The sequence below is a fragment of the Rhodopseudomonas palustris genome (genome assembly GCF_013415845.1).
GTDB classification, from domain to species: Bacteria; Pseudomonadota; Alphaproteobacteria; order Rhizobiales; family Xanthobacteraceae; genus Rhodopseudomonas; species Rhodopseudomonas palustris_F.
Genome location: NZ_CP058907.1, coordinates 3687654 through 3710982, shown reverse-complemented (window position 1 = coordinate 3710982; position 23329 = coordinate 3687654). Strand labels below are relative to the sequence as shown.

The window sequence follows — 23329 nt, the reverse complement described above, 5'->3', positions numbered from 1 at the left end:
CTGGCCCGGCTCGGATGCCGCCTATCGGGGGGGGGGGTGGGATAAGTGTCCACGGAGGGCGGAAATGGGACTTTTCGGTCACGGAACTACTGAATAGCACCATCCAGTGTGGCTCAACTGCAACGTGTCTCCGCAGAATGAGGGCGGGCGGGGGGAGCGTCTTCAAAAGCCTGTGCCCTCTAAGTAAGGTTCTGGGAGATATTCGAGGCTCGATTCGGAGGGACCGGTCGTCTCACCTCCCGACAAGGCCACAGATTGATGTTCGTCCCCTGGACGCGCCTACCGAAGTTGGTTGACCGCGGGCCCTGTGGCGCGATGCAATGAGGTTTCGCGTGGTACGCAAGACGTTTCAGGTGCTTGCTGGTCTGCTGTTGCTGATTTCGATGTCAGCGTGTTCGGTTCTGCCAGGCACGGGCCCTTCAAGTGAATCAGTCGAGAATTATGCGACGGCCGGGGTTCGGTCGACGACTGCATTGCCTTACGCGCTGGTAGACGTCTCCGCCGACACCATCGGCTTCCTGTCCCAGCCTAACGTGGTCTCGTTCAAAGGCTCGTTTAAAGACAGGCGGCCGAAGCCTCAGCAGGTCATCGGCGTCGGTGACGTCCTGAACATCTCGATCTTCGAAGCCGCGCCAGGGGGACTGTTCACCCCTGGTCAATCTGCCGGCGCTCGCCCCGGTAACTTCGTCGATCTGCCGCCGCAGGCTGTGGACCAGCGCGGCAATATTTCCGTTCCTTACGCTGGCGAGGTGCCCGCGGCTGGGCGAACGGTTCCCGAAGTTCAGCAGGCGGTGGTCGCAAGGCTGCGCAACAGGGCGATCGAGCCCCAGGTTGTCGTGAGCCTCAACCAGCAACATTCGAGCGTCGTAAGTGTTCTTGGCGACGTTAATACTCCTGGCGTGTTCGCGCTCAACAGCGTCGGTGAGAAGCTCCTCGCGCTTATCGCGCGGGCGGGTGGACCCAAGTATGAAGCGATCGAAAGCTATGTGACGCTTCAGCGCGATGGCAAGAAGGTGAAGGTCCTCCTGAGCCGGATCGTTCACGATCCGTCAGAGAACATCTTTGTCCGTCCTAACGACGTGATCTTCCTTACCCGGGAGGCACCGACCTTCACGGCTCTTGGTGCTCTCAATCAGAACGTGTTCGGCTATAATTCTGAGCTGACCTTCGACGTCGAAACGCTGACGCTCGCCCAGGCAATCGGCAAGGCCGGCGGTCTGAACGATCAGCAGTCGGATCCGGCCGAAGTCTTCGTCTTCCGCTACGAGGATCGACCGCTGCTTGCGAAGCTCGGCGTCGACACAAACCGCTTCGTCTACGACCGCATTCCGACGATCTATCACGTCAACCTGCGGGATCCGGCCGGTATGCTTCTGGCCTCTGGCTTCCAGATCCGAAGCAAGGACGTCATGTACGTGGCAAATGCGCGGGTGGTCGATTACTACAAGCTCCTGACGCTGATCAACAACACCGCCAACACCACGTCGAATGTGTCCAACGCGGCAATCAATGTGAACGCAGCGACGAAGACGCGTTGGTGACCGATAGGACCTCTCCGATTGCTTCGGCAGTGGATGCGGGCGCAAAGCCCTCCCACGCCGAAGCTGTCCGGAGGGCTCAGCTTGGGCTCACCCTCGCAGCATTTGCACTGGCGCCGCTGCCATTCGGTTCCGTCGATACGATCTGGGTGCTGGCTTGGGTGGTTGTGCTGTCGCTCAGCCTGCTCGGGCGACCGCTGCGACCGGTTTCCCGTGCCCAATTCCATATCCTGATTGCATTTTTGATCGTCTGCGCCGCGTACCTCGTTGTGGCAGCGATCCAGATCGTCCCCGGCCTATCGGTCGGACCGAACTCGGTGGCGTGGCAGAGGGCCGGCGAGCTCATCCATCTCCCGATCTCGCCGAGAATATCGGCTCGCGCAGAGATCCCTGTCGTAACTGCCGGGCATTACCTACTTCTGGTCACCTCGGTCCTGGCGGGCTTCTGGATCGGAACCTCGAGAAGCAACGCGGAGACACTGTTCAAGGTCGCCCGCTATTCGATCCTGCTTTATGCGCTATATGGCTTGCTGGCTCGGGCGTTCACGCCAGGGTTGGTTCTTTGGCAGCCGAAGACGGCCTATCAGGGCGATTTGACGGCCACCTTCATCAATCACAATACCGCAGCCGCCCTGCTTGGCGCCGGGGTGATCTTGTGGGCCTGTTCGATCCAGCAGCAGCTTAGGTTCATCGGCCCGCTTTCGTTTCGACTGTTGATGCTCAGCCCGTCCAATGAAGCGGTTGGGATCCAGATTGCCACCCGGGCCGCGGCAGGCCTGCTGTGTTTCCTCGCGCTGCTATCAACGGGCTCTCGCGCGGGCCTCGCATGTGCCGTTCTCGGGCTTTTCGCGGCGATCCTTCAGATGGTTGCCGGGCAGCTTCGGCTTCGGCTCGTCTATGGTCTGTTGATCGCGGCTGTAGGCTTGGTCGTGATCGCGCTGTGGCTGGCGCAAAGTCAGAGCGTCATGACGCGCGGCATGTTCGATGAAGGCCGGTGGATGGCCTACAAGCATGCTCTCCGGGTGATTGTCGAAAACCCGATCTTGGGCATCGGGGCCGGAGCGTTTGGAGACGTGTTTCCCGCCTTTCGGGGAGACGATATGTCGATGTGGGGCGTCTGGGACTACGCCCACTCCACACTCGTCGAAATCGCCGTCGAAATGGGGCTTCCAATCGCATTACTCGTGTGCGTCTCGGCGGTTGTCTCGCTGGTCGTTGTGGCGCGAGCCGGCACGCGCTCAGTCGGGCACAGTCGGACCTTCCTGTGTGCCATCAGCGGCATCATGGTGATGACCTACCTTCATTCGCTGATCGACTTTCCGCTGCAGGTCCCCGGCTACTCGATCCCCTTTGGGATCCTGGTCGGTTGTGGACTCGCTTTGGCCACGCGGGAACGTGGAGCGGAGAGGGACGAGACCGTCGGGTATCGCTGAGCCGGTCACGGCGCCTTCTGGGCGCGTTTGACGAAACCTAGCCGGTAGCTCGCGCTTGGCTATTCGGTGGTCCGCTGTGCGGCTAGCTGAAGCCGCGCGGGTGCTTTGAGATCGGCCGGCTCGGCGATCTTCCTGCCGACATCAGACCAGAGACGCGCATCAGCGCGCGACTGAATTTTCAGCCATTCGTAGTCTGTATTCTGCCAAGAGCGGATCGACGGCGTCAGATTGTCGAGCACCAGGTCTCCGTCCGTCGTTGAGACCAGGAGCACGAGGTGTCCGATCTGATCGGGGGTCCGCACCACCGACAGGCGCAGCGCTCGTGCCGGCAGCCCGCTTTCAATCAGGCGATGCCTCTTGGTGACGGCGTAGTCGTTGCAGTCCCCGGCCTTCGGGCCGATGGTCCAGCCGATCTTCAAGTCCGATCCATAGACCTTCTGGATTGGTGCGATCTCGGAATTCACGCTGCGATTGATTGCTTCCAGCAATTTGAGTGTCGATGGGGAGAGTTCGACGCGGTCGGTCTGATCGCGATCGGAGGCGCAATCCAACGGATAACGGATGCAGAATCGAACATGCTGAAAGGGGGCCAATGTCGGGGCAACCTCAGCCAGCAGCTGGATAGCGCCGCTCCGGCCCGCCATAGGACGTGCCGCTGAGGGGCTGACAACGACGATGACAGCCGCCAGCGAAAGGATCGGACAGAGCAGCTTGTTCAGCATCGAGCGCAACTGATCGTGGACTCGCCTATGGGATGGCCGGTCCAGAGGATGCATTTGCGGAGTAAATGAACGGCTACTGATCGAGGTTAACGATCAGTGCAGATTCTGAGGCGGGGGCTATCTCTGCGGGCCAAGGAAGCGAGGCGGAGAACGTGGTTGGCGACAGCCGGATGCCTCAAAAAGACGATGGTCGATCGGGCGTCGTCATGAGGCTACGGCGGCGACGCGGTTTCGATGAGCTCCGCCGGACGAGTCTCTTGGGGCGACGCCGGGATTCAACGCGGGGCGACTAATCCGATTCATTCGGCAGGATTCTGCGGACGGCGCGTTCGATCTGCCGCCTCCAAAGCCAATGCATCGCTTCAGTGCTGAAGCATCTCATGCGTCGAAGATGAGCGGGAGAACTGCGCCAGGCAACCTGAGCGGCCGAGGTGCTGCTGGATCGACCGCGATCGCGGCTGCAGTTCTGTCCTGCGGTTCCGAGCACGAAAAGAATGTCGGCAATCAGAGAGCGTGGTTCACTTGAAAAAGAACAACCAAACCGCGGCGAGTACGCTTTCCAGCGAGAGACCCAAGCCGATGACCAGTAACCCGGTCCACGCCAACAAGGCCGCCGCGTTAAGCGCAACCAAGATCTTAAATACGCTGTTACGTTTCGGATGAGTGATGAGGTCGGTGCTCACGTTTTCGTCTCGGCGAATCGTCTGTTGCGATCTTCCTTTGTCGTTCCAGTTGCACACTCAGTTCATGACGCAGAACGCCTCGCTGCAATCGTCTCTCAATATGCGCCGTACGCGGTGAGGAGGGTCGGGATGGTGACCAAGATGATCCGCATATCCAGGCGGTGCGACCAGTTGTTCGCGTAGTAGGAGTCGAGAGCCACGCGGCGATCATAGGTCGTGGTGTTGCGGCCGCTGACTTGCCAGAGTCCTGTCAGCCCTGGACGGCATGCCAAATACTCGGCCGAGCAGTGTCCGTAACGGCTCAGCTCTTCTTCAGTGACAGGGCGCGGCCCGACGATGCTCATTTCGCCCTTCAATACGTTGAAGAGCTGCGGAAGCTCATCCAGGCTCGACTTGCGAAGTGCGGCTCCGACTAGCGTAATGCGAGGGTCGCGGCGCAGCTTCTGAGTCTGTCTCCATTCCTCCGCAGCCTCGGGATCGCTCTCCAGCAGTTTTTGAAGCCTCTCATTGGCATCGACCGCCATGGTCCGGAATTTCAGGCAGTTGAATCGCTGTCCGTTAAATCCGACTCGTCTGTGGCGAAAAATCACCGGTCCAGGAGACGAGATCATCGTCGCGAAGTAGCACAGAAGTAATAGCGGAGCCAAAATCAAAAGGCCCGAAAGCGCCAAAAGAAGATCAAGGGTTCTCTTCGATGCGCATCCGACAGGAGACGGTGGACTCCTGTCGGCGAGAGCAAGCTCCGTATCTGTTCTCAGCAATCCATCCATCGTCGTACTCTCAAGCCGCCCGTAGATGTCCAGATGAACTGTCACTCAAAGTGTTATTGAATTGAATGTTTATCAAATTGCCGATGGTGAATAAACTGTTGATCGCACCATTGTGGATGCAAGTTCGCGTTAAGATAAATCGCGTTGTTGACATATAGAGCAACAAATCGCGTCAGCCCGTGAAAGTCGCGTCCGGACGGGCTTTTCAGACATCATTGGAAATGTTTGCTCGTCCCAGAAGTGGCGCCGTCTCAGGCGCTACGGAGGTGCCGATCAATGGATATCCGGCGCGTAAGATTGTGGGGCTTCTTGTCAAGTTCGCGAGCGATTGTCTGTCGTGTGTTGCCCGGTAGCTGATTGAAATGTGCGGCGGTTCATCGAAGTGTATGAAGTAATAAGTCGTGTCTCGTCGTTGTAGAGATTTCGATGGGCGGTGGTTGTCTTGTGAGTCCTCGAGCTCATTTCGGCTGAGCGATATTCGGTGCTGCCTGTGGAGCCGTCTTAGAGGTCAGTCGGACGAATGGGGTAAGGGCAAGGAGCGCTGTCTTCGCGTCCACGGCGAGACTGGAGGCGCCATCGCAACCAACCGACACTTAATGGGTGCTGCGGCTCGTAGAGACGGCATGTCGAATGATGCGGACACAACTGGCCGGCGCCGGTCTGCATGAATCGGTCTCGATGTTGTCGATCGGTCAGGGAGGGGGATATCCCACGCGATAAACGTCGTTCCTCGAGCTGGAGCGAAACGTAAGCGGAATTGGGCGTGTGCCCAACGACGATGGAAGATCGTTGGACCCGACGGAGGTCCGGGGATCTTCTGATGGTTCGCTGGACGGAGCTTTCGAGGTGGCCGAGCCGGCACTTGGCCAGTGACGCTGAGACGCCGACGCGGTGCCAGAAGGACAAGGAACGGCGGCATCAACGCTCGGCCTGCTTCTCTCAGGCTGGATGCTGGCAGCGTTTCCTCGGCCGAGGAGGCGAAGCCTGCTGTCCTCGCATCTGCCGCAGCATCGAAGCGATGCTTAAGGCAACAGCTTTGCCACGGCGGCCTTGAAGCGCAACTGGCTGCGGACGTCGAGCTGCTCGACCTCGGCGTCCAGAAATTCTCTTACCCCCTGGTGAGATCTCGCATACGATTGCGCTGGCAGCTCAACATATCCATCCAGCAACAATTGGCGAAACTCGGACGCGATCTTGTGTCGGGTCGCTTCCGGCGCAAGCGAGGCGACGGGGGCTGCAATCGCGATCCGTCGAACCGCAACCCAAGCCTCGCGCGCAGATGTTTCGTAGGACCGCTCGAGGAAAGCGAAGGCATCCGGGTCGAGCCGCCCAGACTGCACCGCCAGGCCAAAGAGGACCAGCCACGCGAAGGACTCGGTCGGGGCGCAGGAGAGTGATTGATAGGCGCGGGTTTTGAGATCTGCCGTCCTGGCATCGAACTCGTTGGTCGCCCCGGTCCGGAGGGCGGCGTCCGCAAGCGGGATTTCGAGCATGATCAGCGCACGTTGTGCGCGGGTGTCGCAGGCATCGAGCGCATGTGCCGCCCGGCTGTTCAGAACCGCCGAGCTGAAACCGTTATCGAATGTCTTGAAACGCAGAAGATGGTCCGCAAACGACTCAAAGCGATCGATCGCGATTGCGCGGTGAAAGTTCGCGGTCGCCCAGACGATACCGATCACACCGATTGCGAAAGATACGAACTTGATCGTCGTCGACCGACGAGCTTCAGAGGGTGTCAATTTTTGGTCTGCTCATTCTCGTGCTTGGGAGCACCGTAGTAATAATAATGGTGGCTGCGATACGAGTAGCCCTCGAGGCGGCGCATGACGTCTTCGTCCGTCTTGTTGAGGACGGCACCCAATAGCCGCTCCGACAAGGAACGAGAGACGCCGACCGCGCTACGGACTTCGTCGCTCATCGTTGCGCCCCATTCGACAACCAGCACGAACGCATCGAACAGGTGCGCCGCGGCTTTCACGTCGACCACCGGCAGAATGGGGGGGAGATCGACGATGATGTAATCATAGTTGCCTGCGGCAGACTTCAACATCCGCTTCACGGACGGGGAGGTGAGCACGTCCGCGCTGTTGATCGGCTTCATCTCCGTGGCCGATGGCAGAAAATCGAATTTATAGACCGGATCCGTGACGACCAAGTCGCTCAATTGGAGCTGATCGGCGACGAGTTCGAGCAGCCCGCGCTTGTTCTTGTAACCGAGTGTTCTGCTCAGGGACGGATTGCGCAGGTCGCCGTCGATGAGCAGTGTTCGTGCGCCGCTCCTTGCCAGGAATGCCGCAAAGCTGGCGCAGATGGTGGTCTTACCCTCTCCGGGGCGGGCGGACACGATGCCGATCACGCGTCCTCCTCCGGGGCTCAGGTCGATCGCAACCTTGATGTGGCGGAGGGCTTCTGCAGTTGCCGAGAATGGCGCGACGTCGTTGATTTTCTCGAAGGCGGCAGAGTTGGCCTGGCTTCTCTCGCGAGGCTGCCCTGGGACGTGATCTCTCTTACGGAGAAGTTGCTTAACTGCCCGCGACAGACGAGACGAGCTGGTGGAGGTCTGGGACGCGGGTGCCGGATTCGCGAAGGAGGGGATGATCGCCAAGCAGCTGGTGCCTAGGATGGTTTCAAGTTGAGCGCGGGTGTGGATCCGACGGCTCATCCGGTCGCGCGCAAAGGCGCCGAGGATGCCCAGCGTCAGGCCTGATATAGCGGCGAGGGCGAGGGTCAGATTGGTTTTGGGCGAGCTGCGGACCGAAGGCGGCGAGGCGAGAGTGACCACTCGCGCCTCGGTCGACGGAAACGACTGCTGCTGAACCGACTGAGTAAACCGGGTCAGGAAGGTCTCATAGATACCGCGATAGGTGGTGGCCGCAGTTTCGAGCTCCCTCAGATGGACCTGTGCCTGGCGAGTTCCGGTCGATGATTGAAAGACTTCGATCATACGTTTGTCGATCGAGTCCTCCTGCGTCTTCGCGATCTGGACCTCGCTGCGGTAGCTTTCGGCGATCCGGCTGACTTCGTCCCAGATGGCTTGTCGAACGTTGGCCATTTCCGACCGAAGATTGCGCGCGGCCTGATGCTCGGCGCCGTAGCGCGAGCTCCATTCGGCTTCCTTGCTCTGGTTGTCGAGATATTGCTGACGCAAGCGCGTAATAACGGGATTGCTGAGGGCGTCGGTAACTACCGGATCTGGGATCTCATTGCTTCCCTTTTCCTGACGCAGCTCGAGAACGCGGGTGATCCGCTCCAGCTTGGCTCTGGCCTGGCTGGTTTCGGCTCGTGCCTTTGCGAGGGAGATGCCAAGCTGATCGAGTTCCAGGTCGCTCGCGAGCTTGCCGTCTCCGCTCACGATGATCGAGTTGCTCGACTTGAAATCCTGAACGGCCCGATAGGCATCGCTGGCCTGCTGGCGCAGTTCTCCGATCCGTTGCTGCAGCCACTCGCTGGCACGCCGGGTCGCCTCGAATTTCGCCTGGATCTGATCCTCAATGTAGGCGTCCGCAAAAGCGTTGGCGATGACTGCCGCCTTCTCCGGGACCAGCGACGTGAACGAGATCTGCTCGATGTAGGAACGCCCAAGCCGCATCACCTTGAGATTGTCTTTTACCCGGCTCAATGCCCGTGCCTCGAGTTCACTGGGCGTGAGCTGGGGAGAGATCGGGGCATCCAGGTCCAGAAGCTGATAAAGCCGGTTGCGAAGTCCGGTCCCGGATCCGATGAATTCCGGGTCCTCGGTCAGGCGGAGCTTTCGAATGACCTGCAGGGCGACCTTTTCAGACTTTGTGGTCTCGATCTCGCTTTCGACCGAGGCGTCCTCGACCATCCGGTTCTCTGTCGCGAACTCCGACTGAGTCCAGGTGACACGTTTGGTGTCGATGATCATGTCGGTTTGAGCGGTGTATCTGGACGGCGCCGCTGCCAAATAGGCGAGCGCGAGCGCCATCACGAACACGGTGACCAGACCGATGAAGCGCCAGTGCCGGGCAACGAAATCGCTGAGGTCCAGCAGGGAGAGCGCGTCCTTTCCGGTGCCAATACGAGGCAGGCTACCATCTTGTAGAGGTTGACCGGCGAAGTTCATACGGCAGTCCTAAACCGACATCGGCGTTGATACGAAGAATACAACTATCAGGCGGCGCTCAGCGTGTAGCGCTGACCGACCCTCCAGCCGTAACTGACTTGACGTTGCTGTCCGTTCCATCGACAGCGACGATGGCGCGTGCGCCCGCGGTAATCTGAGTTAGCAGCGTGGTGCCGCCCCCGACGGCGGGGTTCAGGGGGGCACGAGCCGAGCGGTTCGGGTTGGTAATGATGACGCTTCCAGCGGCGCTGCTCGCGGAGGCAGCCGCTGCGGCTGTTGCAGCCGTTGAAAGATCTCCGGCGATCGCCGCGAACGTCGCCTGGAAGTCACCGTCCGGCACCGAGGCGACAGCTTGCTGGATCAGCATGGCTGACTGAGCGTCGATTGTAGTGCAAGCGGTGGCCGCCTGTGCAAGACCGGCGGCGATCGCCGTCTTCAGCCGCGGCGGTGCGCCTGCTGCTATTTTCGCGATGTCCATGGCGAGTGTGGCGTCGGTGCCAACCAAGTCGCGAACGGTCGTTTCCACCGCGCGACCATCGGTCGTTGGATTGAGTAACGCCTTCGGATTTGATCTGAACTGTGCGATCGCCTGTTCGGTGAGAGGCGGATTGATGCAGGCTGCCGCGGCCGACCCGCTATAGAATGGTATGGAAGAAACAGCCGCTAAAAGCGCTATGCGACCCAGCCTGCTCGCCATCTGACGACTCCAAGGTACTGTTTATGAATATAAATTTTGTAGTTTTTAGATACATTAAACGCCCCATAGGTTCAACAACGGTCGGGCGTTATAGTTGATTGTGATCAACAAGGGGGGCTCGTAATCGAGCCCAGTATGGCTATGAAAGATAACGAGTTTCCTTCGTGTTGACATGTATGTCACGGGAGGCAGATAGGGGGACATGTTGAATCTGAGTAGCGGTACCTTTGGGCGAGAGGCTGAAGCGCTGTGAGCAGATGGGGTGGGAAAGCTGAACAGGATCTCGATTCAGGGAAATTTGAGCGCTGGTTGCCCTTTCTGCCCGACGGATTGCGGATTTATGCGGTCGGTGATGTGCACGGCAGGGCCGATCTCATGGAGCGGCTCTTTCGCCTGATCGACGATGACTTGGCCAAGCGCCCGGTGGTTCGCCCGGTCTGTGTGTTCCTTGGCGACTACATCGATCGTGGTCCAAAATCCCGCGACGTCATCGACAGCCTGATCCGGAGATCACGTGAAAGGGAGCTCGTCTTTCTCCGCGGCAATCATGAGGCCGTCGCGATGAAATGCCTGTCCGATGAGGGCGTCTTCGAAAACTGGATGCGGCGCCTCGGCGGGGTTGAGACGTTAGTGTCCTACGGCATAGAACCGAAGAAGGTGTTGTCGGAATCGGGGGTTGCAGAACTGCAGTCTGCGTTCCGGGACAGTCTTCCCGATGCACATCATCGGTTCTTGAAGGGGCTGCAGAGCACGTTTTCCTGCGGCAACGTGTTCTTCGCCCATGCCGGCGTGAAGCCTGGTGTTGCACTCTCCGACCAGACCGAACGAGATCTTCTCTGGATACGGGACGAATTCCTGTCGTCGACGATGAATTTCGAAAAATTGGTTGTGCACGGTCATACGCCTGTTCAGCGGATCGATGTTCGATCGAACAGGATCAATATCGATACCGGCGCCTTTGCCACCGGACACCTGACGTGCCTGGTGGTGGATCGCGACGCCCTCACGGTGCTGGCGACCGGCTAGCCTCTGTTGCGCGCGGAGGCCTCCGCCTTTGCTGCCAACAACTGGTCGATGTGCGAGCGGAAACCGTTAAAGAAGGCCTGTTTGCCGAACCGGGCGGCATGGCTCGAGATCTTCGCCGGATCGATTTCGATGTCATCGAGCTGGAGGATCGCCGAGCGGATCTGCTCGACCTCCTGGGCCTGAAAGAACAACCCTGAGAGCCCCGGCACGACGGTCTCGGTCGCGCCGCCTTTACCGAACGCGATCACCGGACGCCCGGCGGCCATCGCTTCCACTGGAACCATGCCGAAATCTTCCTCGCCGGGAAAAATCAGAGCGCGGCAATGCATGTAGTGGTGTCTCAAGACTTCGAACGGCTGCGACCCCATGACGGTCACATTCGGTCCGGCGATCCGCTTCAATTCGTTCAGCATCTCTCCGCCGCCGATCACAACGAGCTTTCGGCCGATCTGGTTGAACGCCTGGACGGCCAGATCCGGTCGTTTATAGGCCACGAGCTCGCCGGCCATCAGGTAGTAGTCGCCCAGTTCTGATGCCGGAACGGGGGTGAATGCGGCGGTGTCGACGGGAGGATGGATGACGACGGAGTCTCGGCGATAGTATCGGCGGACCCGGTCTGCAACTGTCGCCGAATTTGCGATGAAGCTGTCGACGCGGGATGCGGTCGAAACATCCCACATCCGAAGATAGTGAGCCAACGGCGGCATCAGCAATTTCGTCAGCCTGCCGGCGCCATTCCGATAGTCGTGGTACATATTCCAGATATACCGCATCGGCGTATGGCAGTAACACACGTGCAGTGCATCCGGTGGCGGGATAATCCCTTTGGCCGGGCCGGACTCGCTGCTGATGACCAGGTCGTAGCCACTCAGATCGAGGTGCTCCAGCGCCAGCGGCATCAGCGGCAGGTACGACTTATACATCGAGCTGGCGCGGGGCAGGGAGTTGATGAACGACGTCGTCACGCGATGACGTCGGATCCTGTCGCTCACGGCCTCGAGGACGAATACATGAGTGAAAATGTCGGCCTGCGGGTAGAGTTCACACAGAGCCTCGATCACCTTTTCGCCGCCCCGCATTCCGACGAACCAGTAGTGTACGATCGCGACCTTCAACGGATACCACTCCAGTCTACGGCACTCTGTTCATGGATCGCGTCGTTGCTCGACATCCACCCGCCCGACTTGCCGAAACTGCCAGTGGCGCTGCCGCAAGCTCTCGTCGCTCTTGCGAAGCTTGGCATTCGTCAGGATTTTCTTGGCCTTGTTGACGACCCGCGCTCCCTGCCAGATGGCATGCTCGAGCCCCCGGACTTCAACCGTGTGTGGAGGCATCGGGATTGAGGTTGGCGAGAACCTCTCGATAATGGGGTAGGGAAAGATCGAGTAGATCGGCAGCTGCGTAATCCAGAACGAATCCATGGCGAGATCAACCGTGGCTCGGATTGATCGGTAGCTGTCGAGGAACCGCCGCGCGGCCATGCGCGACATCAGATAGGCTTGGGCGCCGGCCGGGCTCGTGGTGAAGCGGACGATCGACCGGTCGTAGAAGAAGCCGAGGTGAACCGCCTTGGCGTAATGCTTGCCGAACAACCGGACGTATTCCAATCCGTTGCTGGCGCAGAAGGCGCAGAACTGGTCAAGCGGAAAATCGGTATCGAAGATGACGTCGTCTTCGAGGACCAGGATGTAATCGGCCTGATTGCGGTCGACAAACTCCTGGAGAATCGCTGCGTGGCTCGAGCAAACGGCGATTTCCGGAGGAGACAGATTGCGTCCGAAGTGTCGCCGCAGCTCTGCGCCGTCATAGTGCAGGTTAGGGCACATCAGTGAGGCGTGAGCGTCGAAGTACTGCCAGTCCAGCGACGTGTTGCCGAGCATGGCGGACATCTGGCTTCGGCGCGCAGTGGCAGTCGGTAAGCTCAGAACGACGATTTTGACCGATGGGTTCATTGCCTATGGCTTTGATCTCGGAGCATTCAGCGTCACGTTGAAAATGTCGCGCTGAATGCACGCATTCGGATGTCTCTAGGACACCGCCTTGAGGAGGGACCGTCCGCGCCATTCCATGAACGGAATCGGGTATTGCGGCCCAAGAGACACGCGGCAGGTTCGCGACAGGATGTCGAGAGTCTTGCTGCACATATCTTCCGAGTATTGGATGTCTCGTTTGGCCCACTTCCACGGATTCATCCGGTCATCGAAGGTGCGCTGGGTCATGATCGGCCGCCAATTGGTATAGACGTGGCGGCCGGTGTCGATCAGCCGATCGACACCCCGGTTCTGCGCGAACTTCTTGGCGTCTTCCGCTGTGTCGAGAATCACCGTCAGTCCGGCGGCGTTTTCCGGATCGTTGTGCGGCGAGACCCGGAGCTTATTGGTCTTGGATAAGTGCTTCACCATGATCGGGTAGCGAGCGCGCAGGCGAGAAATCAGGGGGTCGAGCTTGGGCAGCTGTGCGTGAAGGACCGCGCCAGTCAGCTCCGAGACCTTGAAGTTCATGCCGGTGAAGGGCGCTTCGTTGGACTCGTAAGAGTATTCCCGCGTGTAGCTCCCGGCATCGTGGAACATTCGAGCGCGGGTAAAGAGACGGTCATCATTGGTCAGAACCGCGCCGCCCTCGCCAGAATTGAGGTTCTTGAATTGGTTGAAACTATACGCGCCGGCGTCGCCGATCGTGCCGACGCGACGTCCTTTGTAGGTCAGCCCGACAGCCTGACATGCGTCTTCAATGATCTTGAGCCGATGCTCGCGAGCGATCGCCACGATCGAGTCCATGTCACACACCAGATTGAGCATGTGAACAGGCATGATCGCCTTGGTGTAGGGCGTGATCTTCCGCTTGATGTCTTCCGGGTCGATCGTCAGGCTTTCGTTGACGTCGACGACGATCGGGACAGCGCCGACCATGAGCGGGGCGATCGCGGTCGCCACCCACGTATAGGCGGGAACGAGGACCTCGTCACCGGGACCTATACCTGCGGCTGCGAGCGCCGAGATCAGCGCGCTTGTTCCGCTGTTCACCGTCAGGGCGTGCTTGACGCCGATTTGCTTTTCGAGATTTTGCTCGAACTGGGTTGTGTAGCCTTGCTCGCCTCCGCGGTAACGCAACAGCTGACCGCGAGCGACTACCTTCGTTAACGCGAGCCACTCCGAGAATCCAACGCGCGGCATTCGAGGACCCCAATTCGTTGCATTTAGTCCGAAGTTTATCCGTTGTACGTATCGGAGCAATGGGCGATCAGCAAGTGATCGGTCCAAACATAATGAATCCGCGAGGCTGGTTCGACGATCCGTGTAGCCACAGTCACATTGAGTGAGTGATCGTTAAGAGTGCGCGATGGCGCCGAAACAGGCGGCCTGATGTACCACCGCTCAGCATTTCCCGCGTGTGCCTGGGCGTCATAGATGTGTGGTGCGACGACAACGTTCTGATCCAGAAAACCGAGTTTACCTCGCGCGGTCAACATCCTCCGCCGGGGGTGGGCCTGTTGCTCACTGCATTTCTCAACCGTTGCCTCTACGTTGGCAGCTCTCGGGGGGCGCTTGCGTTGTCACCTCAGGAACTCTCCAGGCGGAAGCCCTGTGCGGCCGTACTGCGCGGCAGGGCCGACCCGACTGCCGTTGCGAGTTAACCCACTCGGATCGTCGCCAAGATGTTTGTTGCGGAAGAGATTGAACAAGATCAGCATGGATCGAAGACGCAAAAAATGAGTGTCGTGTTGTAAACTGCCGATTGGAGGCGGTTGGATCAATGGGTGTTTGTGTCGGGAGCGACAAACGTTGACGGGCTCTGTTGATATAGATGTCAACAGAAGGCGGATCGATGCGATCCAATTGCTTCGTGCGTTCGCGGCCACCGCCGTGGTGTTTACTCATGCGACGACGCGGATCGGCTATTTGTTCCCTGAGGGAAAGGCGGGCTCGCACCTGTTTGACGGCATCTCCGGCCAGGTCAGAGTTGGCGATGCTGGTGTGGACCTGTTCTTCGTGATCTCCGGCTTCGTGATGCTGTATGTGCATCGGAACGATTTCGGCCAGTCGGGAGCGGTGACTGGATTTTTCAAGAAGCGGATCACGAGAATCGTGCCGCTGTATTGGTTGCTGACCACGGTCGCAGTGTCGGTCACGGTGCTGTCACCGGGGTTATTCACAACGCATTACGCGGCAGCCGACCTGGCGTGGATCGCCGGCTCGTATCTGTTCCTCCCCATTCCCGCTCCCGGACGGGAGCTGTCGCCTGTCATCGGGGTGGGGTGGACGCTGAATTACGAGATGTTCTTCTATCTGGTCTTTGGGCTGCTTCTGACGTTGCCGCGCGCGGCGGCGCTACCATTTTTGCTCGCGTCGTTTACCGTACTGGTCGGCCTGGGAGTTGCCTTGGCGCCGGCCGCGCCCTGGGCGAAATTCGCGACGAGTTGGCTGCTGCTGGAGTTTCTGCTCGGCATCGGAATCGCCTATTGGAAGCTGTCGGGGGGGCAACTGTCAGTCAAGGCCGCGCGCGTCCTGGCGGCCTTGTCACTGGTTGCTTTGTTGGCGACCGTATATTGGACGCCGGACGAGCAGGGTGCTGGTCGGTTTGCATTCTGGGGTATCCCGGCTGCGGGGATCGTCGTTGCGGCGACGAACCTCGACGTGGGGCAGGGGCGACCGCGTCGGCTGGCCGCGGTGCTGGGCGATGCATCCTATTCGATCTATCTGTTTCAAGTGTTCGCGCTGCCGATGTGGGGCATCGTGATGTCCCACCTTGGTTTCGGAATGTTGCCGTTCGACCTCAATGTCGTGATCTTGACCATTCTGGTCGTTGCGAGCGGCGTCGCCGGTTGGGCACTTGTGGAGCGGCCTCTGAGCCGAGCGATCAAGCCGCTGTTGGCTGGGTCGCCACAGAGGGATCATCCGGTCGGGGAATTGCGGTCGTGAAGCCTATTGCCGGAAGATGCCCCAGTGCCTGCCGGGTTTCGCCGTTGCGAGCCCAGGCGCTCGTGCAACCGCGCAACTGCAGAGCGATGATGGCTCACCTCTTTGCCGGCGCGGCGTCGCGGGTTTGATGTCTGGTGGGTGATGGGCTCCGAGAGTCACTCTGAGGCGCCGGTTGGTGCGCGAGCCGCCGCGAGCGCCGGCCTGCTGGTCGCCTCACGCCTGATCACGCGTTGTATCGATCTGATCACCTTGAGCTTGCTGGGCCGGCTGCTGACGCCTGCCGACTTCGGCATCGTAGCCATCGCGATGTCGGTGATCTTCATCGTCGAGGCGGTGATGGAAATCCCGATCGGCGTGGCGCTCATCAGAGTGAGAAATCCCACCAAACGACACTACGACACCGCCTTCACCGTGGGGCTGTTGCGGTCCTGTGCCTTGATGGTGGTCGTGACCGCGTTGTCGTGGCTGATCGCCGAACTGTACCGGGATGAAAGGTTGATCTGGCTGATTGCTGTGCTCGGTACTGCGCCCGCAGTCCGGAGCCTGGGAAGTCCGCGGATCACTGAATTTACCCGTCGGATGGATTATCGGCCGATCGTTGCCCTGGAGGCGATGGGCAAGCTGACATCCCTGGTGGTGTCGGTCGTGGTTGCCTGGTGCACGGGGTCGTATTGGGCGATCGCTGTCGGGACGATCGCGACGCCGCTCACGATAGCCGTCGCGAGCCACATCGCGTTCAGGTATCGGCCGCGGCTGTCGCTGGCCGAATGGGGCGAATTCTCCGCCTTTGTGCGCTGGTCCACGATCAATCAGCTTGTCGGGGCGATGAACTGGCAGATCGACCAGTTGATGCTGGGGCGGATGGTGAGCCGTCAGGATCTCGGGCGGTTCTCCATGGCATCAAATCTGGCGTCGTTGCCGACCCAGGTGATCATCGTCCAGCTTCTCAATCCGCTCACCGTGGCGTTTTCGCTGATCCGCGACAATCCCACGCGATTGAAAGATGCGTATCGGGCAAGCGCCGCGATGATCGTCTGCGTCGGCCTTCCGGTGCTGATCGGACTCGGCCTCGTGGCGGATCCGCTGATCCGCCTGGTGCTGGGCGAAAAATGGATCGTGATCTCGCCGATCGTCGCGTTCATGGCGCTGTCGATTATTCCGTCACTGTTCGTGTCGCCGCTATCGCCGCTGTTGATGTCGTTGAACAGGACCCAGGCGCTGTTTCCGATCGCGCTGTCGGAATTGCTCTTCAAGATGCCGATTTTGTTGGTCGCGATCTGGCTGTTCGGGATGGAGGGGGCGGTCGGGATGCGAATGCTGACAGCTGTATTCGTGGCAGCGGTGTCGATGCGGGCGGCACAACAAACAATTGGCTGGTCCGCGTGGAAGCAGGTCGCAGAGCATTGGCGTTCGATCGTGGCAAGCGCGGTGATGGCCGCGGCGGTCTATCCGTTCACCGGTGACCTGGAGCACGAGCCGCAAATTGTTCTGATGGCCGCGAAGTTGCTGGGGGCAGTTCTATTGGCTGCAGCAGTCTATGCCGTCGCGATTCTGGCGCTCTGGTTTGTCGCAGGGCGCCCAACAGGCGCCGAAGCGAAGATCGTCAATCTCGTTCGATCGTTCATCAGGCGCTAGATCGATCTGTATTGCCGAAGTTGTGACTGATCATCGTGGTTCGCGATCTCCGCCGCTATCTTTGGCGTGCCAAGGCAAGCGGTAAAATGATCTGTTTCGGAGGTCACTGGCGAATGGAAAGGATGTTCTTCGGGTGATCGCGTCCGATCACCAGGTCCAGGATGCCGATCCAATTTCCCTTGCAGCGGCCCCTGCGATCGATCCACGGCTCGGGCTTGAAGGCGCGGACATGGTTCATCACCAGATTGCGCGCAATCAACCGAATTCCGGCTTTGAAGGACAGAGTGCCTTTCCGCATGAGATACACTGGGTTGACGATCTGCGAATAGCCCAGGCGTACGCCCGCCAGACGTGCGGCTTTGACACCCTGGTGAACTCCGGCGAAGGCGGTGGTGAGTGCGAGGCCCCCGCGGCGACCCACGCGTGCGGCGAAGTCGATGTCCTCTTGCCAGGCGTACAGCGGTAGGTTCTCGTCGAAGCGCTCCGCACCGATGGCGGCGCTCCGATACACCATGTTGCAGCCATACAGTCCATCGAGCGAACAGATCACTTTCGCCTCGGGCTTACCGTTCCTATCGTTGGCGTCGACAAGTGCGATGGCTTCTTCGTATGGAATCCCTGCGGTGTTGATCCCATCCGCCAGCAGCGATCCATTCACGGCGACCACTGCAGGATGGCGCTGGAAGAAGTCCACGATCCCCTCGAGGCAATAGGCCGAGGGAACATAATCATCGTCGAAAAACGCGATGATGTCCGTGGAGCCAAGAAGCAACTCAAGCGCAGCGTTGCGCTGCGCGGGAAGTCCCGGATTGCAGTAGACAACCTCGGCGCAGGGAAGCATCGCGTCCGAGGACGGCAGATCTGACGGCTTCACGACCGCAAATACGAACCGGCTTGGCTGGAGGGTCTGTCGGAGAATGTGCTCTTTCCAGCGGCCAAGCTCCTCTGGACGGCCGGTGCTGGCGACGACCACTGCGATCCTGGTCGACCCCATCGGTCCTCCAACTCGGCTTTCGCTATCGGTCTTCGGCGACGAGTCGAATGACATTGCAGAGATCCGTACCAGCTTTCCGCCAAGTGAAATTGGCTGCCTGCGCTACCCCCATGGCGGAGCGCTCCAGCCAGAATGGCGGCGAGGCCGCGAGGGATCTGATCGCTTCGATCCACTCCCTGGGATTGTCTGCCGCCGCGTAGAGCGCACCTTGCCCGGCGACCTCGGGAAGTGCACCGCACGGCGCGACGATGGCCGGACACCCCAAAGCCATTCCTTCCAACGGGGGAAGGCCGAACCCCTCCGTGGTGGATGGAAATGCCACGCACAGCGCCGCTTCAAACAGGGACCGCAACTCCCCGTCGGTCACAGGCCCTGCAAACACGACATTGGCTGGAACGTTGTAGGACAGGCGTTCAAAGTCGCCGCGATCATGTCCGCCAAACAGGACGAGTTTGATGTCGCCAAGCTCCGGACTGGAGAAGGCATCCAGCAGGACCTTGATATTTTTGTGCGCCTGAGTGGAAGAAAGCGCGACAACAAAGCGCCGCCGCGCAAGCGAAAGACGCTCGATGATCTCGGGCGCTCGTGGATACGCAAGGACGTGATCGACGCCGTTATGAATCACCGAGATGCGCTCGGCATCGGCGACGCCGGCCCGCGTCAGTTGCTCGGCGGAGAAATGGGACACCGTCAGAATACGACGATGTCTCTGCCCGATCAGCGGCAGAATGGTCTTATACCACGTGCGAAAAGCGAACGAATAGGACTGCGGCGTGATGAAGACTTGAGCATCATGGATCATCGTGATCGCGCTGCCGAGTGCCACAGGTCCAAGATTGCACAGGTTGAGCAGCAGATCGGAGCGCGCGGCGCGGGGCAGGTCCATCTGCTCCCACAACTGCCCGCGCAGGCGGCCATAGCGCTCGACGTGAACGCCTTGCGTCCCGTCTGGTGCGGACCTTGGGGCAACGATCGCAGGTGAAGTCGCAAATACGCCGTCCAGGAGGCCCTGGTTCAAAACGATCTGGCGAATAAGTTGATCGGCGACCCTGTGCACGCCGGTAGGTCGCGCTGTCAGGAACTTCCCGTTGATCGTCAGTCGACGAAAGGGCAATGGGTTCACCTAATGCGATCCCCAGAGCGCCTCTCGCGTGCTGGGCCAACTATCGATCTGCCGACGGCGACAGATAGTGTCAAGGCAACTGTAGGGAGAATGAGGTCATCCGTGCTTGTTTGTTTGGGACAATGGTAAATTCATGGGGCTTCCTAATGGGATAGGCGCAAAGGTGCCGGTCAGCACTCGGACTTGCGGTGGTGCGTGAATTAGCAGGCGGTGCGTCCGGTCCGGCGTCGATACGACCTCATGGACGCCCCTGTCTGCGGCCTGTCCTGATAGCGTAGCTGGCACAGCTCTATTCCTGTACGTGGTCTCGTGCCGCGGTGGGCGGGCCGGGGCGGCCGATCAGAGGGAAGCCGCTCGCCGTATAGCGGCCCACATGCCTCGCCGGCTCGAAGGAGGCGTTGACAGAATTGAGTAAAGCGAGAAACTTCAGTGCGGTCCGAGGCTCGATGAGCTCCGGCCGCCGACAGCAAGAGAAGGGCTCCGGGGCACCACCATGACGATCGAAGTCATCGGAATGATCACGCTCGCGCTCGGCGTGATCTGCCTCTTTCGGCCCGTATCTTTCATCATTCACGCGTTCGTTTGCTCGATCCTGCTCGGTGCGGCCGCTGCTTTCACGCTGCCAAGCCTGGGCGGCACCAACGTAACCCCATCGCATTTGCTGTTGGGGTTTCTGACGATCCGTATTCTGGCCGAACCGGACTACCGGAGCCGGGTGTCCGATGCCCTGGCGATAGGAACGCCGGGATTTTGGCTGGCGCTTATCGTGGTGGACTGTCTGGTCTCGGCCTATTTCATGCCGAGGCTGTTTGCTGGGGAAACGTTTGTCTATCCTGTGCGAACGACCGGCTACATGGTGGTTCTCCAGCCGGCGACGTCGAATTTCACACAATCGGTCTATCTTGTCGGAGATCTCATCTGCTTTGCTCTGATTTGGGCGTACGCGACCTCTTACGTGGGAAGAAGTCAGCTGGGTAGCGCTGCGATCTTGTGCGTCGCCGCCAACCTTGCCTTCGCAGTGCTCGACCTCGCCACTTATTACTCCAACACGACTGAAATCTTGTCGTTCATCCGGAACGCCTCGTACGGGCTTTTGACCGAGGTGGAGCTTGCGGGGTCGAAGCGACTGGTCGGCTCCTTCACCGAGGCGTCCTCGTTTGGATCGATGACGATCGCGTTCTTTGCCTTCACGTTTCAGCTATGGCTTTGCGGGGTCTACCGGCGTTTGTCGCTGGTGCTGGCCGTGCTGTCCCTCGGCGCGGCGCTTCTTTCGAAATCGTCGACGGCTTATGTCGGGCTCGCGGTGGTCCTGGGCATCTTCTATTTCCAGATCGTCTCGGCATCGCTCTCCGGTACCTTGCGCATCGAGTCCATGGTTTTGCTGGCGGGCGCTCCGTTCGCCGTGGCGTTCGTCATTCTGGGCATTCTCGCCGACGAACGTGCATCCAGCTACGTGGCGGACATTCTCAACGAGCTGGTGTTGAACAAGCTGTCGAGTTCCTCGGGGGTCGAGAGATCGCTTTGGAACAGACAAGGACTCGAGAACTTCTTCGACACCTTCGGATTCGGCGTCGGCAACGGCAGCATGCGAGCCTCGAGCTTCCCGATTGCCGTGCTTGCCAGCCTTGGGATCGTGGGAAGCATCCTGTTCATCGGCTTCTTCCTGTCGGTGTTCTTGGCGAAAGACGAAAACGGGGTGGATGCAAGGGATGAGGGCTACAGACAGGCAGCCAAGGTCACCTGTGCGGCGATGCTGGTGACACAGGTTCTGGCCGGTGCGCTGACTGACCTTGGTCTACCGTTCTTCATCTTCGCAGCGCTAGCCTGTGCCAAGCGCGACGCGTTGTCGGGCGTGAGGTCGAGTACGAGCCTGGCGCTCGAACCCGGGCTCGGTATTCTGGCCGCGGCGCGACGATCCGGCGGAAGCGGACTATAGCAGGGTCTGTCGGATACGGTCGGCAAGACGGACCGCAAAGGCCACGATCATAAGAGTTGGATTGGCGTGACCACTGGTCGGAAAGATCGAACTGCCGGCGATATAGAGGCCGCGAACGCCGTGAACTTGGCACTGTTCGTCGACAACGCCTGATCGCGCCGACGCCGACATCCGCGTCGTTCCCATGCTGTGCGCCATGTCGATGATCACAGCGTCGTTGAACGCGCCTTCCGCGATCCATGGTTCCAGGATCGGCTTCGGTAGCCGCGCTTGCGCGAAAGCCGACTCCACGATGTGGCCGAGCCGCATGATGGTTCGGCGCTCGTCAGCGTTGATCTTCCAATTGACCCGAGCAAGCGGCAGGCCCAACCGGTCTGTCTTCTCTGACAACGTGATGCGGCTGTCGGGATCGGGCTGCTGCTCGGATATGGCGTCGATCCACACGTCCGTCACCTTGTGTGGAACGCCGCGACTGAGGAAGTCGTCCGCGGCCACATTAGGCATGTATCGAATGGCAGTTTGGACGATGAAATCCTTGACGGCGACTGGAAGCCGGTCGCTGGACAGCAGCTTCATGGCGGCGCCCTTGCCAAGGAGGCCGGCGCCGGCGATGGCCCGCATGGCATCCTTGACCTGTCGCTTGCTCTTGCCGGTAAGGAGCCGCTTGACGGCGTCCCATGGATCGTCCGCCGCATGCTCCGGCATGAAATAGATAGCCGAATTCAAAAGATGTTCTCGCTCCTGCATCTCAGGCGTGATGGCGAGGCCGTGCATGTACATGGAGGTGCGGCCGCTATTGCGGAGGCCGTAGAATCCAAAACGCCGCATGATCTGGTTGGCGTTCGATCCGCCGAACCTGGCGATCCGCGCGCCGGCGTGATCCATCAGGAAGCGCCCGACCAGATCGTACTGATTGCCGACTCCATTGGCGTGGATCGTGGTTGACGCGAGCAGAAGGCGCGCATTTTCGATACCGCCGCCGGCGATCACGGCGGCCTTTGCGTGAACGGTGTGGCGTTGCCCGTCGATCGTCGCGATCTCCAGTCCGCGAAACCCGTCTCCCTCCTGGGTGAGATTGAGGCGCGTCGCGGTCGCGTTGAGCAGAACGCGAATGTTGTCGGCTTCCAGCCTGAGAAAGTCGGCACCGAACCGCATAATGTCGAGAGGATCGACCCGGGATCGCGAAAACTGCCAGAAGAACGAGCGAAGCCCCTGCGTGCCGAGTTGAGGTTCGGGAGGCGAAATGCCGAGCAGAGTCCAAAGGGTGTCGTCGTAACGGTTCGGTCCGAGGTTCAGAATATCGGCTGCTCGATCGAGAAACGGATCGAGGCTGGATCGGTCCATCGGCCAGCCGGAATGCGGTACCCATGCCCGCTCCTGAAAATCGATGTCGTCGAAGGCGGCTGACTTTCCCGCCCAAGCATGGGTCGAGCCTCCGAGCGCTCGACAACGGACACCATAAGGTTGCTGGTCCTGAGTCCAGGAACGGCAATTGGCGCCGTGAAAAGCAATCCTCTTCTGAATCTGGTGCGGGGCGTTCGGCTCGCCGATGCTCTCCAGCGTGGAGAGTTCGTTTGCTTGAGGAGCCTCCTCAAGCAGCCCGCTCTCGACGATCAGGACGCGTAGCTGAGCACCTCGCAGCTCGCGCGCTACTGTGAGACCTGCTGGGCCGCCTCCGATAATGACGAGGTCGGCTTCAAAACGAGTATCGGCGCTGAAATGAGCAAGGTTCTCGACAAGCATGGGGTCAGCCTACCAGCCTGCACTGA

The 23329-nt window shown here is 59.9% G+C and carries 18 protein-coding genes; 6 read left to right on the top strand and 12 right to left on the bottom strand.

All coding sequences use genetic code 11. The features are described 5' to 3' along the window. Nucleotides 1–332: 332 nt before the first annotated feature. Nucleotides 333–1541 carry a polysaccharide biosynthesis/export family protein gene (locus tag HZF03_RS16905; RefSeq protein ID WP_012496736.1) on the top strand — a complete coding sequence of 403 codons (1209 nt, stop codon included), beginning with the start codon at nt 333–335 and terminating at the stop codon, nt 1539–1541. Continuing rightward, complete coding sequence (locus HZF03_RS16900; protein WP_119019540.1) at nt 1538–2971, top strand: O-antigen ligase family protein; 1434 nt, start codon at nt 1538–1540, stop codon at nt 2969–2971. Before HZF03_RS16905 ends, HZF03_RS16900 begins: the two co-directional genes overlap by 4 nt. A gap of 59 nt (nt 2972–3030) precedes the next feature. Here HZF03_RS16900 and HZF03_RS16895 read toward each other — a convergent pair whose 3' ends face one another. From HZF03_RS16895 to HZF03_RS16870, 6 genes are all read right to left on the bottom strand, one after another. Next, nucleotides 3031–3693 (bottom strand): transglutaminase-like cysteine peptidase, encoded by a 663-nt coding sequence (locus tag HZF03_RS16895; RefSeq protein ID WP_119019541.1) that lies wholly within the window; start codon nt 3691–3693, stop codon nt 3031–3033. A 518-nt stretch (nt 3694–4211) separates the two neighbouring features. Then, complete coding sequence (locus HZF03_RS16890) at nt 4212–4376, bottom strand: hypothetical protein (protein ID WP_165858160.1); 165 nt, start codon at nt 4374–4376, stop codon at nt 4212–4214. Nucleotides 4377–4471: 95 nt separating this feature from the next. Further along, a complete protein-coding gene (locus tag HZF03_RS16885) occupies nt 4472–5146 on the bottom strand; it encodes a sugar transferase (protein WP_119019564.1) in 675 nt (224 codons plus the stop codon). Nucleotides 5147–6168: 1022 nt separating this feature from the next. Further along, the gene (locus HZF03_RS16880) at nt 6169–6825 is read right to left on the bottom strand and encodes a hypothetical protein (protein ID WP_119019542.1); all 657 of its coding nucleotides are present in this window, start codon (nt 6823–6825) and stop codon (nt 6169–6171) included. 56 nt (nt 6826–6881) lie between these two features. Beyond that, on the bottom strand, nt 6882–9230 hold the full coding sequence (locus HZF03_RS16875; protein ID WP_119019543.1) for a polysaccharide biosynthesis tyrosine autokinase: 2349 nt from the start codon (nt 9228–9230) through the stop codon (nt 6882–6884). Between the two features lie 58 nt (nt 9231–9288). Continuing rightward, nucleotides 9289–9927, bottom strand: a complete 639-nt coding sequence (locus HZF03_RS16870) for a hypothetical protein (protein ID WP_119019544.1) — start codon at nt 9925–9927, stop codon at nt 9289–9291. A 309-nt stretch (nt 9928–10236) separates the two neighbouring features. Between HZF03_RS16870 and HZF03_RS16865 the strand changes: the two genes are divergently transcribed. After that, entirely contained in the window at nt 10237–10953 is a 717-nt protein-coding gene (locus tag HZF03_RS16865; protein WP_234832309.1) for a metallophosphoesterase family protein, read from the top strand. Here the strand turns inward: HZF03_RS16865 and HZF03_RS16860 are convergent. The 3 genes from HZF03_RS16860 to HZF03_RS16850 all read right to left on the bottom strand — a co-directional run bounded on the left by HZF03_RS16860 (nt 10950) and on the right by HZF03_RS16850 (nt 14126). Beyond that, nucleotides 10950–12068: a glycosyltransferase gene (locus tag HZF03_RS16860; protein ID WP_119019546.1), complete on the bottom strand. Its 1119-nt coding sequence runs from the start codon at nt 12066–12068 to the stop codon at nt 10950–10952. The two genes, HZF03_RS16865 and HZF03_RS16860, sit on opposite strands and share 4 nt — an antisense overlap. 30 nt (nt 12069–12098) lie before the next feature. Next, nucleotides 12099–12905 (bottom strand): glycosyltransferase family 25 protein, encoded by an 807-nt coding sequence (locus HZF03_RS16855; RefSeq protein WP_119019547.1) that lies wholly within the window; start codon nt 12903–12905, stop codon nt 12099–12101. A gap of 75 nt (nt 12906–12980) precedes the next feature. Continuing rightward, on the bottom strand, nt 12981–14126 hold the full coding sequence (locus HZF03_RS16850; RefSeq protein ID WP_011158892.1) for a DegT/DnrJ/EryC1/StrS family aminotransferase: 1146 nt from the start codon (nt 14124–14126) through the stop codon (nt 12981–12983). Between the two features lie 609 nt (nt 14127–14735). Between HZF03_RS16850 and HZF03_RS16845 the strand changes: the two genes are divergently transcribed. Both HZF03_RS16845 and HZF03_RS16840 read left to right on the top strand, forming a co-directional pair. Next, nucleotides 14736–15872: an acyltransferase family protein gene (locus HZF03_RS16845; protein WP_119019548.1), complete on the top strand. Its 1137-nt coding sequence runs from the start codon at nt 14736–14738 to the stop codon at nt 15870–15872. 141 nt (nt 15873–16013) lie between these two features. Continuing rightward, the gene (locus tag HZF03_RS16840; RefSeq protein WP_119019549.1) at nt 16014–17507 is read left to right on the top strand and encodes a lipopolysaccharide biosynthesis protein; all 1494 of its coding nucleotides are present in this window, start codon (nt 16014–16016) and stop codon (nt 17505–17507) included. Nucleotides 17508–17610: 103 nt separating this feature from the next. On the opposite strand, the gene HZF03_RS16835 is transcribed toward HZF03_RS16840, so the two are convergent. Further along, entirely contained in the window at nt 17611–18555 is a 945-nt protein-coding gene (locus tag HZF03_RS16835) for a glycosyltransferase family 2 protein (RefSeq protein WP_234832311.1), read from the bottom strand. Beyond that, on the bottom strand, nt 18524–19624 hold the full coding sequence (locus HZF03_RS16830) for a glycosyltransferase family 4 protein (protein WP_119019551.1): 1101 nt from the start codon (nt 19622–19624) through the stop codon (nt 18524–18526). The genes HZF03_RS16835 and HZF03_RS16830 overlap by 32 nt, the downstream gene beginning before the upstream one ends. Nucleotides 19625–20117: 493 nt before the next feature. Between HZF03_RS16830 and HZF03_RS16825 the strand changes: the two genes are divergently transcribed. Then, nucleotides 20118–21560, top strand: coding sequence for a hypothetical protein (locus tag HZF03_RS16825; protein ID WP_119019552.1), 1443 nt, complete (start codon nt 20118–20120; stop codon nt 21558–21560). Here HZF03_RS16825 and HZF03_RS16820 read toward each other — a convergent pair. Next, nucleotides 21555–23303, bottom strand: coding sequence for a GMC oxidoreductase (locus tag HZF03_RS16820; RefSeq protein ID WP_119019553.1), 1749 nt, complete (start codon nt 23301–23303; stop codon nt 21555–21557). The genes HZF03_RS16825 and HZF03_RS16820 overlap by 6 nt on opposite strands. Between the last annotated feature and the right edge of the window lie 26 nt (nt 23304–23329).

Coding starts and splice junctions, on each gene's coding strand:
- HZF03_RS16895 (WP_119019541.1), bottom strand. CDS start 3,693: ATGCTGAACAAGCTGCTCTGTCCGATCCTTTCGCTGGCGGCTGTCATC.
- HZF03_RS16885 (WP_119019564.1), bottom strand. CDS start 5,146: ATGGATGGATTGCTGAGAACAGATACGGAGCTTGCTCTCGCCGACAGG.
- HZF03_RS16875 (WP_119019543.1), bottom strand. CDS start 9,230: ATGAACTTCGCCGGTCAACCTCTACAAGATGGTAGCCTGCCTCGTATT.
- HZF03_RS16870 (WP_119019544.1), bottom strand. CDS start 9,927: ATGGCGAGCAGGCTGGGTCGCATAGCGCTTTTAGCGGCTGTTTCTTCC.
- HZF03_RS16855 (WP_119019547.1), bottom strand. CDS start 12,905: ATGAACCCATCGGTCAAAATCGTCGTTCTGAGCTTACCGACTGCCACT.
- HZF03_RS16850 (WP_011158892.1), bottom strand. CDS start 14,126: ATGCCGCGCGTTGGATTCTCGGAGTGGCTCGCGTTAACGAAGGTAGTC.
- HZF03_RS16840 (WP_119019549.1), top strand. CDS start 16,014: ATGGGCTCCGAGAGTCACTCTGAGGCGCCGGTTGGTGCGCGAGCCGCC.
- HZF03_RS16835 (WP_234832311.1), bottom strand. CDS start 18,555: ATGTCATTCGACTCGTCGCCGAAGACCGATAGCGAAAGCCGAGTTGGA.
- HZF03_RS16825 (WP_119019552.1), top strand. CDS start 20,118: ATGACGATCGAAGTCATCGGAATGATCACGCTCGCGCTCGGCGTGATC.
- HZF03_RS16820 (WP_119019553.1), bottom strand. CDS start 23,303: ATGCTTGTCGAGAACCTTGCTCATTTCAGCGCCGATACTCGTTTTGAA.